We start from the raw sequence: 14551 nt of genomic DNA on the forward strand, positions 1-14551 counted from the left end.
GGGGTGTTGGGGTCGTGGGAGTTCACGAGCCGCCCCGTGGTGGTGTCGCGATGTGCTGGCCGACCCGCTTGACCAGCATGGCCATCTCGTAGGCGACGTGGCCCACGTCGGCGTCGGCAGTGGCGAGTACGGCCAGGCAGGTGCCCTGCCCCGCCGCGCTGACGAACAGGAACGCGGTTTCCATCTCCACGATGGTCTGCCGGACTTCCCCGCCGCCGAAGTGCCGCCCCGTACCCCGGGCCAGGCTCTGGAACCCGGAGGCGACCGCGGCCAGGTGTTCGGCGTCCTCCCGGCTGAGCCCGGCGGAGAAGCCGACGGGAAGCCCGTCGGTGGACAACAGCACCGTCTGGCTGATCGCGCCCACCCGGTTGGTGAGGTCGTCCAGCAGCCAGTTCAACTCGCCGGTATTGCTAGGGTGCGGGGTCATTCGTCCCTCTTGTCGACAGTCGTCTGATGAACGTAGTGAGCATCCTCCCGGCCGCGCCGCGCGCCACGCTGGAAGGAGGAAAAGATCGCGCGTACTTCCTCGGGCGAGCGGTCGCCGGCGTCGGGGGGCGCGTCCGGGTCCTCCGGATCAGTCTCCCCCTTCGCGGGGTCCTCGTTCGCCACATCCTGGCGAAGTTGTGGTGCCAGGCCGGCCTGCGGAACCCGCCGGGGTAGTCCGGCGTCGGTGGTCTCGCCGGGCGTCGCCTCGCCGGTCGCGGAGGGCGCGGGCTCCGGCTCGGGCGCGGCGCCGGGGATCGCGCCGGAGGGGGTACTGCGGGCGGCGGCCGGTACGGCCTCTCCAGGCTCCCCGACCTCCTCCGGAGCCGGAGCCGGAGCCGCAGCCGCTTCGGCGCCGGGGACCACGGAAAGCGACGACGGGGACGTACGGCGCACACGGCGGGTCGGCAGCGGCGGCTTCGGTCCGTCCTGCTCCTCGGGCGGCGTGAACGGCCCGCGCGCGTCCGCGCTCTCGCCGCCCGCGGCCCCAGGGGGCTGCTCCAGCGCCGGCCGCTCGTCCCCCGGGGGCGGGGCGGACCGCTGGGCCGGCTCCCGCGCCGCCGCCCGCGCGGCCCGCCGGCGCGAGCCGGGCAGCGTACGGCGCTGCACCGGCACGACGGCGGGCTGCGCCGCACGCGCGTCGGCCATCAGTGCCCGGGGCAGCAGCACGATCGCGACCGTCCCGCCGTACGGCGAGGCCCGCAGCACCACGCGGATGCCGTGCCGGGCGGCGAGCTGCCCGACCACGAACAACCCCAGCCGGTCGCTGTCGGCCAGATCGAACTCCGGCGGCCCCGCCAGCCGTTCGTTGATCGCCTCGTACTCCTCGGGCAGCAGCCCCAGCCCCCGGTCCTCCACCTCGACCGCGAACCCGTTGGCGACCAGGTCTCCCCGCACCATGACGGTCGTCTCGGCGGGGGAGTAGACCGTGGCGTTCTCCACCAGTTCGGCGATCAGGTGGGTGACGTCGGCGACGGCCGTGCCGTCCAGAGCCGTGTCCGGTACCGGCTGCACGCTCACCCGCGTGTAGTCCTCGACCTCGGCCACGGCCGCGCGCAGGACGTCGACCACCGGCACCGGGTTGCGCCACGCCCGGCCGGGGGTGGCCCCGGACAGGATGATCAGCCCTTCGGCGTGCCTGCGCATGCGGGTGGTCAGGTGGTCCAGCTTGAAGAGGTCGTCCAGGGTGTCGGGGTCGTCGGTCCTGCGCTGCATGGCGTCCAGCAGGGCGAGCTGGCGGTGCAGCAGGCTCTGCTTGCGCCGGGCCAGGTTGAGGAAGACCTGGCCGACGCCGCGCCGCAGGTTGGCCTGGCCGACGGCGGCCTCGACGGCGGTCCGCTGCACCGAGCCGAACGCCTCGGCGACGTCCTTGACCTCGGCCGACCCGCTGACGACGATCGGCGGGGCCTCGGTCCCGACGTCCACGCGCTCGCCCCGGCGCAGCCGCTCCACGATCCGCGGCAGCCGTACTCCGGCCAGCTCCGTGGCCGCCCGGCGCAGCCCCGCCAGGTCGTGGGCCAGGCGGCGGCCGAACCGGACCGAGATCAGGATGGACACGATCACCGCGAGCAGGCCCAGACCACCGGCGATCCCGATCCTGACCAGGATGTTCGTGGCGACGGACCCGGATCGCTCGGCGAGCACGGCCGAGGACGACGCGCTCAGCTCGTCCAGGGAGGCGGAGATCTCGTCCACGGTGGTCCGCCAGCGCTCGGCCCCGGGCGGCAGCGTGCCTTTCGCCAACGCCTGGACGAGCTGGTCCTCCAGGGCCGTGAACTGCGCGAACGCCGTCGAGGCCAGCAGCTTCTGGTACGGCCGGCGCAGCTCGGCGTCGAGCGAGGAGATTCCGCGGGCGTGCAGGAAGCGGCGGGTGGAGACGTACTCGGTGAAGGCGCCGTGCTCGGCGGGCGTGATCCGCTGGTCGATGAGCGCGCCGCTGATCAGGGCGTTCTGCCTGGCGATGATCTCGCGGGCGTTGCCCATCGCCTGCATCGCCCCGGCCTGCTGGTAGATCGACATGTCGGGGACGGCGACGAGCTGGTCATAGAGCCGGTAGACGCGGTCCAGGACGGTGTTGTAGTCGGTGAGCGCGGTCAGCCGGTCGCTGCGCCCGCTGTCGATCCCGGCCCGGACGGCGGGCAGCAGGTCGAGCTGGGTGAGCAGGGCGGTGAGGGGGGCGCGGAGCTCGGGGCCGATGTCGCCGCGTTCGGATCCCGCCGCCTCGGCGCCGCGCAGTTTGCGTACGGCCTGGTCGGTGGTGGCCCGCTGGGCGCCGAGTTCGCTGGTGACCACGCGGGAACTGATCGCCACGGTGGACCGGGCCCGCTCGGCCTGGAGTTGGGCGCCCAGATCGGTGGCGGTGACGCCGATGGTCTGGTACAGCGTGTCGGCGCGGAGCAATGCCATGCCGTCGCCGACCGTGACATTTAGGACGAAACCCCACAAAGCGCTCAGCGAGAGAAGCGGAAGCAGTAGCAACAGGGAGATTTTAAACCGAATTGACCGGTTTCTCGAAGCCATGCGCACTCGTCCCAACCTCATGAGTGTCTGGAGGCTTGCCGTCGCGTCACATATACCGGTAAATCCACCTCCGGGAAGATCGCTCAGGAGACTAGCACCAATTAAGGATTCGGCGCATTGGAGACGCGCATGTCGTTCTGCTTTCGCGGATGCGGGCTCGCCGGTGACCCGTCTCTGCGCCTCCCGCTCTGACCTGGGCATATCGCGGATTGTGGCAGGGGTGGGGGTGGCGTGGCGGCGGCCGATGCGGGTGCCCGGCCGGAGCGGTCGACCTGCGATTACACAAAACTTGACGAGCCTGGAAAAGCCCCTGGCGAGAGTCCGTCAAGATCGTCATCGGACCCTGAGGTTTCGCGAAGATTCTTCATAGCACCCGGCCGCCGCGCCCGTCCCTCGAACCAGTGTCCCCTACGCCCCCGCGGGGTCAGCGGCAGGCCACTCCGGTCAGGGTGCGGCCACCGTTGTAGGAGGTCTTACCGCCTGGGCCGTGGTCGGCATGGCGTACACGGATGGACAGGCACAGGTTCTTCCCGTAGACCTTGACCGGCCCCGCGTAGTACCTGCATTTGCCCTGGTCCTGGTCGTAGTTGTGCTTCCAGTTGTCCTCGGCCCACCGGGAGTTGTACATCTCGATCCACAGCGGGGTGCGCTCGCCGTACCTCGGGAGGCCGGGGCGCTTGGCGAGGACCGCGCAGTTCCAGCCGTTGGCCGCGTTGATGTCGCTGCGGTAGTAGGTGCGGCCGTTCAGGGCGTCCTTCAGCGGGACCTTCCACGTCCCGACCAGCGAACCGGCGCACCCGTACGCGCCCGCCTGGGCCGCCTGGGGCAACGCCACCTGCGCCGCCAACGCGATACCGGCCGCGGCCAGAACCGCCAGTGACCTCCGGAACATGTGACTCCTTGCTCTTCCTGGACGATCGGGTCAGATACGGCCGGGGGATCTTCCCACCGTACCTTGACCCTCCCTTTACCCGTCCATTGACCCAGGAGCCCACGGATCCAAGCTCAGAAGTCGGAGGCGCAAAGAGAAACGCCCGCCCCCGGTTGAGGGGGCGGGCGGTTCTCGGTGTGTGGGCCGATGTGCATGTCGCCTCTCGGCGAAAGGCTCAACGCGGCTCCAGCCGGACGGTAGTCCGCGAAGGCATGAATGGTGAGGCCCGGGGACATTGGGCACACCGGCCACGATGGGGTCAACGATCAGGGCGGGGTGACTATTCCCTGGACGTCCACCGGATTCTCAGGCGGCGCGGCGCTGGACCTCCTGCTGGATGCGCCTGATCTGTTGCTCGGTGACCACCAGGTCGCCGAACTCGCGGACCGCCTGGTAGTAGGTCCAGGCCAGGCCGTCGCAGGTGGCCTTGGGGATGCCCGAGTAGCCGGCGCACACCTGCTTCATGTCGAAGTAGAAGGCATCGTCCACCCGGGGCTTGTTGGCCGGGAAGCGGTTCACGAGCTTGTAGTTGCGGTAGCCGAAGTCGTGCCGGCGGCACGGCGTCCGGAAGTCGAAGCCGAGCGGCTGGTCGGGGCTGCTGGAGCACAGGTCGGTGGACCAGTCGAACTGGTAGTCGGCCCAGGCCGCCTGGTTCTGCCAGGCGGCGCGCCAGGCTGCGGCGCTGCCCGCGGTGGGCTGGGAGAACTGCGACAGGGCGGCGAGCTTCTGTTCCAGGGTGACGGCCGCCTGGGCGGGTAGGGCGAAGGCCAGGAGGGCGATCAGGGAGAGGGCGAGGGACGAGGACGCGGCGAGGCATCGTCTGACCATGACAACCTGCTTCTCGTACGGGGGGAGCACGGAATCATGTCGTGGCAAGGTTCGCCTGACGACACCACGATGAGGCCGTACGGCCGGGCAGGCGGAGTCAGATCATGCCCAATTTCCCGCCGGGTGTTCGCGCAGGATCGCCGTTTACACGACGCGGCGGGCCAGGAGCAGCCGGATCGACCAGCCGGCGCTCCACAGCACCAGCAGGGCCACGACCGGTCCGCCCACGAGCACCACGAGCCCGGCCCCGACGTTCGCGCCGACCGACCCCGCGGTCACCACCCGCCAGCCGAATCCGGTCAGGGCCGCCGCGGCGAGCAGAGGTACGAGCGTCGCCCACCACCGCCGGTCGAACCTGCGCCGCGCGGAGGCCCGTACCAGCACCGCGAGCGTGCCCGCCGCCACCACGAGGGCCCCCGCGCCGATGGCGGTCTCGGCCCAGGGCGCGAGGTCGGGCGGCCGGACCGAGTGGTCGAGCCGGGTGCCCGGCGGGACGTCGGCGCTCAGGTCGCCCACCAGCCACCACACCGTCACCGCCACGGCCGGCACGCATCCGGCGGCGGCCATGACGAGGCCCGTTCGGCTCCGCATGCCTCCAGTGAAGCACTTTCCCCCCGCGACGTGTCAGGCCGCGGCCCGGCCGGACAGGGGACGGCGGCGCAGGGCCGGGTCGGACAGCGCCTGGGGACGCCAGACGTTCGGGTGGTACAGGTCGGTGCCGGGCGGCACGATCTCGTCGATCCGGTCGAGGGCAGCGTCGTCGAGCGTCAGCGCGGCCCCCTTGAGCAGTACGGTGAGCTGGTCCATCGTGCGCGGGCCGGTGATCACCGAGGTGACCGCCGGGTGCGCCGCAGGGAAGGCCACGGCCAGTTCGGGCAGCGTGCGGCCGAGTTCGCCGGCCAGGGCGATCAGCTCCTGGACGGCCTGGTACTTCACGGCGTTCTCCGGGCGGGCCGGGTCGAAAAGCACGCTTCGACGGGGGACGAATCGAATCGGGGCTAGGTTTCGGGGAATGGGGACCGAGATGAGCTTTCGCGATCTGCACCACGGCGACCGGCCGTTGCTGCTGCCCAACGCGTGGGACTACACGACGGGGGCGGCACTGGCGGCGGCCGGGTTCGCGGCGGTCGGTACGACCAGCCTGGGCGTGGCCGCGGCGGCGGGCAGGCCGGATTCGGCCGGGGACACCCGGGCGGAGACCCTGGCCCTGGCCCGGCTGCTGGCCCGGCTGCCGGTACCGGTGACCGTGGACGCCGAGGGCGGCTTCTCCGACGACCCCGGCGAGGTCGCCGCCTTGGTCGCGGAGCTGGCCGGGTACGGCATCGCCGGGGTCAACATCGAGGACGGCCGCGCCGACGGTTCCCTGCGGCCGGTGGACCGGCAGACCGCCGTGATCGCGGCCGTCAGGTCGGCCGCCCCAGGGATCTTCATCAACGCCCGCACCGACACATTCTGGCTGGCCGGTGCCGCCGGGCCGGACCTGGCGGCGACGCTGCGGCGGGTCGAGGCGTACGCGCGCGCGGGGGCCGACGGCGTGTTCGTCCCCGGGGTGGCGCGCGAGGCGGACATCGCCGCCCTGGTCAGGGACGTCCCGCTGCCGCTCAACGTGCTGTTCCTGCCGGGCCGTACCGACGTGAACCGGCTGGCCGGCCTCGGCGTCCGCCGGGTCAGCCTGGGCTCGCTGCTCTACCGGACCGCGCTGCACGCCGCGGTGAGCACGGCGACCGGCATCCGCGACACCGGCACCGCGCCCGAAGGCCCGATCCCTTCCTACGCCGAGGTGCAGCGCCTGCTCACCGGCGAACGCCCCTAGGCCGCCGGGGCCGCCCAGGCCACCATCCAGTGCGGTTCGACCCGGTAGAAGGCCAGGTCGTCGCGTCGCATGAAGTCGCCGTAGAACTCGTCGAGGTAGGGCAGGATGTCCGGCCACGCCGGGTGTGCCGGGCCGTCCGCCGGGTTGAGCGGGTGCGCGGTGCCGTGGGTGAAGACGCCGAGCCGTTCGCCCTCGATGAGGGCGACGCTGACCGCCGGGCGGGCGGCGAGGTGCCGGGCCTTGGCCGCCGTCGTACTGGTGCCGAACACCCACCGGCCGTGCAGGAAGTGGCCGTCGCCCGCGCTGATCCGGGGCTCGCCCTTGGCGGTCACCGTGGAGATGGCCAGCGTCCGCATGCCGGTGAGCAGGCCGGTCAGCCGCTCGGCGGTCAGCGCCCGGTCCCCGGCCCCGACGATCGACCGCAGGTGCGCCGTCGATCCCGAAAGGGAGTCGTCCAGTAGTCGCTGCAGTTCGGCGAGTTCGTCCGGGGTCTCACGCATGGACCCCATTGTCCCCCGGCTCAGATGAGGACGTGGGCCTCCGGGTGCCCGACGAAGGAGAACTGCGCGTTGCGGGTGAGCTTGATGTGGTCGGCCTGCCAGGTGTGCATGTCGGCGTCGGCGCTGCGCCAGTAGACGAAGTTGAAGCGGTCGGCGGAGTAGATCTTGACGCCGTCGGCCTTGAGCGCGCGGACCATGCGGGTGTCCTCGCCGCGGGTGACGTCCTCGAAGGGGTAGGCCCGGAACATCTCGGCGCGGCCCAGGAAGGTGCCGCCCTGGACCAGGTGGGCGTAGCGGTGCTCCAGGCCCGGCAGGCGGAGCATCGTGGTGTTGAGCCCCTCGAAGTAGGTGTAGTGGGCGCCCTTGCCGACGAGTTCGGCGTCGGTGTAGTCGAAGGCGCGGACGAGGTCGGACAGGTAGTGCTCGCCGTACAGGTTGTCGTCGTCCATCTTGGCGATGTAGTCGCCGTCGGCGGCGGCGATGCCGAGGTTGAGGCACGCGCCCAGGGACAGCGAGGGGTCGGCGGGCAGGACCACGACGTCGGTGATGCCCGCCACGCGGGCCTTGTCGGCCACCACGACGGGGTCGATGGAAAGGCCGTGCAGGACCATCACGAGCTGGAGCGGGCGGTGGATCTGCTTGGCCACCGAGGAGATCGCGTGTTCGAGCTGGGCGGCGCGGTTGGTGGGCAGGACGACGGAGATCGAGCGTTCCCGCTGACTCGGCGTACGCCCGAGCGCGCCCAGGATCTGGTCCACCCGGTGCGCGAACAGGTGCTTGTCGAAGACCTCGCGCATGGCCAGGTGGCCCTGCCGGGCGCGCAGCTCCGGGCTGTTGATCAGGTGCAGCACCTGGTTGTAGGACTCGACCGGCTCGCGGGCGATCGGCACCAGGTCGCCGAACGTCTCCTCGATGGCCCGCGACCACCCCGACACCACCGGCGTGGAGCAGGCCGACAGCTCGAAGACCCGCCGGGCGCACATGGTGGGGGAGTCGAGCACCGAGTTGACGTTGAGGAAGACCTTGTAGAGCTTGTAGGCGGCGAGCATCCGGTCGTAGGGGAGTTCGCCGACGATGTGCGGCCGGTACTCCGGCGGCCAGGCGTACTTCTCGTCCACCTCGCCGTTGCGGGCGAAGATGTGCAGGCCCAGCTCGCGTACCGGGGCGAGCACGGTCTCCATCTGCTCGCGGCGCTCCGGGTGCTTGTCGCGGAAGTACATGCCGGCGAAGACGACGTCGTGCAGGCGGCCTTCGCGGGACTGGATCGGGTTGTGGACGCGCGGCTGCGCGGCGAACTGGAGGACGTCCACCCGGTCATGGCCCAGCACTTCCCGATATTTCGGGACCATGTCGCCGTCGCAGGTGAACACGTGGTCGAACAGCTTGGCCGTGTCGATGAAGAAGTCGAAGTTCGGCGGGTCCTCCTTGTTCCAGAAGACCGTGGGGATCCCTTCGCCCCGGCACCACTCGATCAGGTCGCGGAGTTCTTGTTTGGGGGCGTTGGTACCGGTCATCTGGTAGCGCCAGCGGCCCTGGTTGCCGTGCCAGGCCGACTCGCAGAACAGGATCTCCGGCCGCCGCTCGGCGAAGATCTCCGGCCAGTCGCGGAGCCCGAACTCGATCTGGTCCCATTCGTACCGGAACGCCATCCGGGAGAAGTCGTCCAGGATCACCGCGACCTTCAGGTCCGGCCGCGCCACCGGCCCGGCCGGCCACTTCACCATCGGCACGTCCACCTGCGGCCCGCGCCGTTCCACGGTGTCGATCACCTCGGTGACCGGTGTGGGCGCGGACGGGGCCTTGTCCTTGGAGCGCATCGCGCGGACCACGCCGCCCGGGCTGCGCCCGCTCAGCGCCTCGCCCATCTTGAACGACCGTTTGGCCGACAGGGCGTCCAGCTTCCAGTTCGCGTACGTGGCCTTGGCCTCGGCGATCTCCAGCCGCCGCCGCAGTTCCCTGATCTCGGCCTCGTGGCGCTCGATGACCTTGCGCTCCTCGGGCAGCCAGTTGACCGGCCCGAGACGGCTGAAAGCCGGGTCAGGAGTAGGATCCTGGGGCTCTTGTGGCATGGTGACGGCCTTCACGATCGAGGGATCTGTCATGCTACGGCGATAACCGCCGGGATTATGGGCTTTCAGCCGTTCTGGTACGGAACGCTCAGGGTGTACGCGGCGGGCGACAGGTTGTCCCCGCGCAGCCACGCGGCCAGGACCCGCGCGATCCGCGGCCCGGAGGCCCCGTCCCACAGCGGCGGCAGGTCGCCGCTCGGCGTCGCCGCGCCGTCGGCCAGCGCCTTCTCCGCGGCGGCGGGCAACTGCGCGGGCGTCACCAGCCGGTTGGTCCCGTGCGTGATGGTGATCGGCCGCTCGGTGTTGGCCCGCAGCGTGAGGCACGGCACGCCCAGCATGGTGGTCTCCTCCTGGACGCCCCCGGAGTCGGTCACCACCAGCGCCGCCCCCCGCACCAGCGAGAGGAAGTCGATGTACCCGAGCGGGTCGATCACCGAGAGCCGTTCCCCGGTCACCAGACCGGCGGCGGCCAGCCGCTCGCGGCCCCTCGGGTGCAGCGGCACCACCACCGGGACCCGCCTGCTCACCTCGGCCACGGCCGCGACCAGCTCGCGCGCGGAGTCGGCGGCGTCGACGTTGGCGGGACGGTGCAGGGTGCCTACTGCGTAGTGCTCGGGCAGCCCCAGGCGGTGGCGCACCGCCTTGGCGTCCAGCCGCGGCAGCGCCGCCTTCAGGCTGTCGATCATCGGGTTGCCGACCAGATGGACCTTGGCCGGGTCCACGCCCTCGCGCGCCAGGTGCGACAGGGCCTCGGGCGAGGTGGCGAACAGCAGGTCGGCCAGGGAGTCGGTGACCACCCGGTTGACCTCTTCGGGCATGCCCCGGTCGAAGGAGCGCAGCCCGGCCTCCACGTGCGCGGTGGGCACGCCCAGCTTGGCGCACACCAGGATCGCGGCCAGCGTGGAGTTGACGTCCCCGTAGACGACGACCAGGCCGGGGTCGTGTTCGAGGACGACCTCCTCCAGCCCGGTCAGCAGGGCGGCGGTCTGCCTGGCGTGCGAGTCCGAGCCCACGCCGAGGTTGGCCAGCGGCTCGGGCAGGCCGAGGTCGGCGAAGAAGACGTCCGACATCAGGGCGTCGTAGTGCTGCCCGGTGTGGATGATCCCCTGGGGAACGTCCAGCTCGGCGAGGCCACGCACGACCGGGGCGGCCTTCACGAAGTTCGGCCTGGCCCCGAGCACGTGAAGCACCAAGGGGACACGTTCCCTCATTGACCTCGCCCTTCTAATCGGGGTATGACAAACGTTGCCTATGGTACGGTCGCCGCGTGGTTTCTGACGCCAGTCCGCCACAGTCCAGCAAGGTTTCCCCGAAGACCGCACGAGCGGGTCTGAAGGGCATCCTGAAGGGCTTCGTGCGCCACCCGGTCATCGTTTCCCGCGTCGTCGCCAGCCGCGTCAAGTCCGATCCCCTCAGGGTCGCCCACGCTGCTGCCGGCACCCTGCCGCCCAAGCTGCGCCCCGTCGTGGGCAGCGTCGCCTGGCCTGCCGCCAGGCGGCTGCGCTGGGTCGCGCGCAAGCTCGGCATGCGCGTACTGCGCGGCCCATGGGACGAGGCGCGCGTCCACTTCGACGCCGGCCGGATGACCGACGCCGCGGCGGTGCTGGAGCCGCACGTCAAGTATCCGTTCATCCGCCGCAGGTACGAGTACTACGCGGGCGAGCTGGCCGCGATCCAGCCCGAACCGATCCCGCCCAAGCCCAAGGTCATCATGGGCGAGCCGGTACCGGGACGGGTGCTGCACTGCGTGACCAACGCCCTGCCGTACACCCAGGCGGGTTACACGGTCCGTACCCACCGCATCGTCACCGCGCAGAAGGCCGCCGGCCTCGACCCGCACGTCGTGACGAGCTGGGGCTGGCCGATGCTCCAGGGGCACACCGACGTCGAGCCGTACGAGGAGATCGACCAGATCCCCTACCACCGGCTGCTGCCGAGCGGGCACGACGAGGTGCCGTTCGAGACCAGGGGCCGCATGGTCCGCGGCGCCGGTGAGGTCACCGAGCTGGTCAGGCGGCTGCGCCCGCAGGTGCTGCACGCCGCGACCGACCACCGCAACGGCTCGGTGGCGCTGGCCGTGCGCGAGCGCACCGGCACGCCAGTGGTCTACGAGGTCCGGGGCTTCCTGGAGGAGACCTGGGTCTCGCGCAACCCCGAACTGCGTTCCGGCAGCGAGCGGCACAAGCTCCAGCGCGATCGCGAGGCGCACCTGATGCGCTCGGCCGACGCGGTGGTCACGCTCGCCGAGACGATGGCCGTGGAGATCATCGAGCGCGGTGTGCCGCGCGAGCGCATCCACCTGGCCCCCAACGCGGTGGACGACTCGCTGCTGACCGCCGAGTACGACGGCGCGGCCTTCCGCGCCGCCTACGGCATCGAGCCCGGCGAGGTCGTCGTCGGCTCGGTGTCGAGCATCGTGGCCTATGAGGGGTTCGCCACACTTCTCAACGCCGCCGCGCTGCTGCGCGACGCGGGCACGCCCGTCCGGGTGCTGCTGGTCGGCGACGGGGCCGAACGGCCCGCGCTGCTGGAACGGCTCGATGAGCTGGGGCTGTCCGACGCCATCCTGCCCGGCCGGGTCGGGCCCGAGGAGGCGCTCCAGGCCCAGGCCGCCATCGACATCTTCATCTGCCCCCGCGACGACCTGCGGGTCTGCCGCCTGGTGACGCCGCTCAAACCGGTCGAGGCGATGGCGCTCGGCAAACCGGTCGTGCTCAGCGACCTGCCCGCGCTGTCGGAGCTGGTCGGCTCGGGCGGGGCCGGGCTGCTGGTCCCCCCCGAGGACCCAGAGGCCCTGGCCAAGGCCATCGCGGGCCTGCGCGAGGACCCGGCGCGGCGGGCCGCGATGGGCGAGGCGGGCAGGGCCGAGGTCGCGGCCAAGCGCACCTGGAGTCGCGTGGCCGAGACCTACCGTGATCTCTACCGATCCCTTGACACCTGATGACTCGCACGTTTGGTAGTGGATGTGACGGGTTCATTCGCATTACGCGTGGCTGGTGCAGACTTGAGATAGCCTTTGCGACCATGAAGTGTTCTTTCCGGCTCCCCAGGGTCCACCGTGAACGAGTTTGACCTCGCCGTCATCGGTCTTGGGTACGTCGGTATGCCGCTGGCCAAGGAGGCCACGGGGGCAGGGCTGCGCGTCGTGGGGCTCGACGTCGACGCAGGTAAGGTCGACGCGCTCAACGCCGGCCAGTCGTACATCGACGACCTGACCGACGCCGATCTCGACCAGATGCTGAAGAACGGCTTCACCGCCACCTTCGACGAGGCGGTGCTGGCCCGCGCCGACACGATCGTCATCTGCGTGCCCACCCCGCTCGACGACGACCACCGGCCCGACCTGTCCGCCGTGGAGGGCGCGACCAAGGCGGTGTCGCGGCACCTGACCGCGGGCACCCTGGTCGTCCTGGAGTCCACCACCTGGCCCGGCACCACCGACGAGGTGGCCCGCCCGCTGCTGGAGAGCTGCGGCCTCGTCGCCGGGCGCGACTTCCACCTGGCCTTCTCACCCGAGCGGATCGACCCGGGCAACCCCAAGTTCGGCCTGCGCAACACGCCCAAGGTGGTCGGCGGATACACGCCGGACTGCCTCGATCGCGCCGCCGCGTTCTACGCTCGGTTCGTGGAGCAGGTGGTGCGGGTCAGCGGCACGCGCGAGGCCGAGATGGCCAAGCTCCTGGAGAACACCTACAGGCACGTCAACATCGCCCTGGTCAACGAGATGGCGATCTTCTGCGACGAGCTGGGCGTGGACCTGTGGGAGTCGATCGAGGCCGCCGCCACCAAGCCGTTCGGCTTCCAGAAGTTCCTGCCGGGGCCCGGCGTCGGCGGGCACTGCATCCCGGTCGATCCGAGCTACCTCTCGTACACGGTGCGCAAGCTGGGCTATCCGTTCCGGTTCGTGGAGCTGGCTCAGGAGATCAACGAGCGGATGCCCGCCTACGTGGTGGCCCGCGTCCAGCGCCTGCTGAACCGGCACCGCAAGGCGGTCAACGGCGCGCGGGTGGTGCTGCTCGGCGTCACCTACAAGCCCGACATCGCCGACGAACGCGAGACCCCGGCGGTACCGCTCGCCCGGGCGCTCCTTGAGCTGGGGGCCGAGCTGGCCTTCGTCGACCCGTACGTCAAGGACTGGCGGGTGGACGGCAATCAGGTGCCGCGAGCGGACGACCTCGCCGAGGCCGTCGCCGCGGCCGACATCACGGTGCTGCTCCAGCAGCACTCCGTCTTCGACCTCGCGACCATTGAGGAGCGGGCCGGTCTTGTGCTCGACACCCGAGGCGTTCTCGCCGAGGGCGAACGCGTCGAGCGGCTCTAGGGGGTTCCGCGCGTGCACGTGCTCGTCATGACGGTGGTTCATCACCCTGAGGACGCGCGGATTCTGCACAGGCAGATCCGTGCGCTGGTGGACGCCGGTCATGAGGTCACGTACGCCGCGCCGTACACCGCGCGCGGCGTGGTGCCGCGCTCGTGGGTGACCGGAGTCGACCTGCCCAGGGCGGCCGAGCGCAAACGCTTCGCCGCGGTGCGCGCCGCGCGCGACCTGTTCAAGCGGCTGCGCGACAAGGTCGATCTGGCGCTGATCCACGACCCCGAGCTGTTGTTCGCGGTGGCGGGCGTGCGCCGCCGCCCGCCCGTGGTGTGGGACGTCCACGAGGACACCCCCGCCACGCTCTCGCTCAAGCCGTGGCTGCCGCGCCCGCTGCGCCCCCCGGTGCGCGCCTTAGCGCGCGTCCTTGAGGGTACTGCCGAGCGCCACATGCACCTGCTCCTCGCCGAGACCGCGTACGCGGGCCGGTTCCGCCAGGCGCACCTGGTCGTGCCGAACGAAACCTGGGTGCCCGACACCGTCACCCCGCCGGGCGATGACCGGGTGGTCTACCTGGGCTGGCTGTCGGAGGCGCGCGGGGTGCGCGAGGCGGTCGAGGTCGGCCGGCTGCTCCAGCCGTACCGGGTCACCGTCGAGCTGATCGGCTACGCCGACCCCCAGTCCCGGCCCGTGCTGAACCAGGCGGTCGCCGAGGGCCTGCTGGAGTGGCGCGACTTCATGCCCAACGACGAGGCCCTGAAGCGCCTGGACGGCGCCCTGGCAGGGCTGTCGCTGCTGCACGACGAGCCCAACTACCGGCACTCCATGCCCACCAAGATCGTGGAGTACATGGCGCACGGCATCCCGGTGATCACCACTCCCTCTCCCCGCGCGGTGGAGCTGGTCGAGCGCTACCACAGCGGCATGGTGGTGCCCTGGGAGGACGCCCAGGCGGTCGCCAAGGCCGTGCTGACGCTCAAGGACGACGAGCGTGAACGCCGGGCGCAGGGCGCGCGAGGCTACTCCGCCGCCCGGGCCAACCACCACTGGCCCAACTCCGCGCGCAGGTTCGTGGCCCAGCTCGAAGCGTGGGCG

Annotated in this window: 13 protein-coding genes; 4 read left to right on the plus strand and 9 right to left on the minus strand. The window is 71.1% G+C overall.

Annotated elements, in window-relative coordinates; translation table 11 throughout:
- Positions 1-22 precede the first annotated feature (22 nt).
- From C1I98_RS21730 to C1I98_RS21755, 6 genes are all read right to left on the minus strand, one after another.
- Positions 23-427 (minus strand): roadblock/LC7 domain-containing protein, encoded by a 405-nt coding sequence (locus C1I98_RS21730; RefSeq protein WP_111169276.1) that lies wholly within the window; start codon positions 425-427, stop codon positions 23-25.
- Complete coding sequence (locus C1I98_RS21735; RefSeq protein ID WP_158558137.1) at positions 424-2961, minus strand: sensor histidine kinase; 2538 nt, start codon at positions 2959-2961, stop codon at positions 424-426. Before C1I98_RS21735 ends, C1I98_RS21730 begins: the two co-directional genes overlap by 4 nt.
- Before the next feature lie 466 nt (positions 2962-3427).
- Complete coding sequence (locus C1I98_RS21740; protein WP_111169278.1) at positions 3428-3895, minus strand: hypothetical protein; 468 nt, start codon at positions 3893-3895, stop codon at positions 3428-3430.
- A 345-nt stretch (positions 3896-4240) separates the two neighbouring features.
- Entirely contained in the window at positions 4241-4762 is a 522-nt protein-coding gene (locus C1I98_RS21745; RefSeq protein ID WP_111169279.1) for a phospholipase, read from the minus strand.
- 144 nt (positions 4763-4906) lie between these two features.
- A complete protein-coding gene (locus C1I98_RS21750) occupies positions 4907-5353 on the minus strand; it encodes a hypothetical protein (protein WP_146607561.1) in 447 nt (148 codons plus the stop codon).
- A gap of 33 nt (positions 5354-5386) precedes the next feature.
- Positions 5387-5731 carry an aldo/keto reductase gene (locus C1I98_RS21755; protein ID WP_233508055.1) on the minus strand — a complete coding sequence of 115 codons (345 nt, stop codon included), beginning with the start codon at positions 5729-5731 and terminating at the stop codon, positions 5387-5389.
- 55 nt (positions 5732-5786) lie between these two features.
- Between C1I98_RS21755 and C1I98_RS21760 the strand changes: the two genes are divergently transcribed.
- On the plus strand, positions 5787-6575 hold the full coding sequence (locus C1I98_RS21760; protein WP_233508056.1) for an isocitrate lyase/PEP mutase family protein: 789 nt from the start codon (positions 5787-5789) through the stop codon (positions 6573-6575).
- Here the strand turns inward: C1I98_RS21760 and C1I98_RS21765 are convergent.
- Genes C1I98_RS21765 through wecB form a run of 3 tightly spaced genes read right to left on the minus strand, consistent with a single transcriptional unit; the run spans position 6572 to position 10355 of the window.
- Complete coding sequence (locus C1I98_RS21765) at positions 6572-7075, minus strand: pyridoxamine 5'-phosphate oxidase family protein (protein ID WP_111169282.1); 504 nt, start codon at positions 7073-7075, stop codon at positions 6572-6574. The two genes, C1I98_RS21760 and C1I98_RS21765, sit on opposite strands and share 4 nt — an antisense overlap.
- A gap of 20 nt (positions 7076-7095) precedes the next feature.
- Positions 7096-9177, minus strand: a complete 2082-nt coding sequence (locus tag C1I98_RS21770) for a glycosyltransferase family protein (RefSeq protein WP_233508057.1) — start codon at positions 9175-9177, stop codon at positions 7096-7098.
- Positions 9178-9209: 32 nt separating this feature from the next.
- A complete protein-coding gene (gene wecB / locus C1I98_RS21775) occupies positions 9210-10355 on the minus strand; it encodes a non-hydrolyzing UDP-N-acetylglucosamine 2-epimerase (protein ID WP_111169283.1) in 1146 nt (381 codons plus the stop codon).
- A 56-nt stretch (positions 10356-10411) separates the two neighbouring features.
- On the opposite strand from wecB, the gene C1I98_RS21780 reads away from it, so the two are divergent.
- The 3 genes from C1I98_RS21780 to C1I98_RS21790 all read left to right on the plus strand — a co-directional run.
- Complete coding sequence (locus C1I98_RS21780; protein ID WP_111169284.1) at positions 10412-12085, plus strand: glycosyltransferase family 4 protein; 1674 nt, start codon at positions 10412-10414, stop codon at positions 12083-12085.
- A 117-nt stretch (positions 12086-12202) separates the two neighbouring features.
- Positions 12203-13465, plus strand: coding sequence for a nucleotide sugar dehydrogenase (locus C1I98_RS21785; RefSeq protein ID WP_111169285.1), 1263 nt, complete (start codon positions 12203-12205; stop codon positions 13463-13465).
- A gap of 12 nt (positions 13466-13477) precedes the next feature.
- Positions 13478-14551 (plus strand): glycosyltransferase (locus tag C1I98_RS21790; RefSeq protein ID WP_199537107.1); only part of this gene is annotated, 1074 nt, incomplete at its 3' end.

This window comes from Spongiactinospora gelatinilytica, from assembly GCF_003236385.1.
Taxonomy (GTDB): domain Bacteria; phylum Actinomycetota; class Actinomycetes; order Streptosporangiales; family Streptosporangiaceae; genus Spongiactinospora; species Spongiactinospora gelatinilytica.

Coding starts and splice junctions, on each gene's coding strand:
- C1I98_RS21730 (WP_111169276.1), bottom strand. CDS start 427: ATGACCCCGCACCCTAGCAATACCGGCGAGTTGAACTGGCTGCTGGAC.
- C1I98_RS21740 (WP_111169278.1), bottom strand. CDS start 3,895: ATGTTCCGGAGGTCACTGGCGGTTCTGGCCGCGGCCGGTATCGCGTTG.
- C1I98_RS21745 (WP_111169279.1), bottom strand. CDS start 4,762: ATGGTCAGACGATGCCTCGCCGCGTCCTCGTCCCTCGCCCTCTCCCTG.
- C1I98_RS21750 (WP_146607561.1), bottom strand. CDS start 5,353: ATGCGGAGCCGAACGGGCCTCGTCATGGCCGCCGCCGGATGCGTGCCG.
- C1I98_RS21760 (WP_233508056.1), top strand. CDS start 5,787: ATGAGCTTTCGCGATCTGCACCACGGCGACCGGCCGTTGCTGCTGCCC.
- C1I98_RS21765 (WP_111169282.1), bottom strand. CDS start 7,075: ATGCGTGAGACCCCGGACGAACTCGCCGAACTGCAGCGACTACTGGAC.
- C1I98_RS21770 (WP_233508057.1), bottom strand. CDS start 9,177: ATGACAGATCCCTCGATCGTGAAGGCCGTCACCATGCCACAAGAGCCC.
- wecB (WP_111169283.1), bottom strand. CDS start 10,355: ATGAGGGAACGTGTCCCCTTGGTGCTTCACGTGCTCGGGGCCAGGCCG.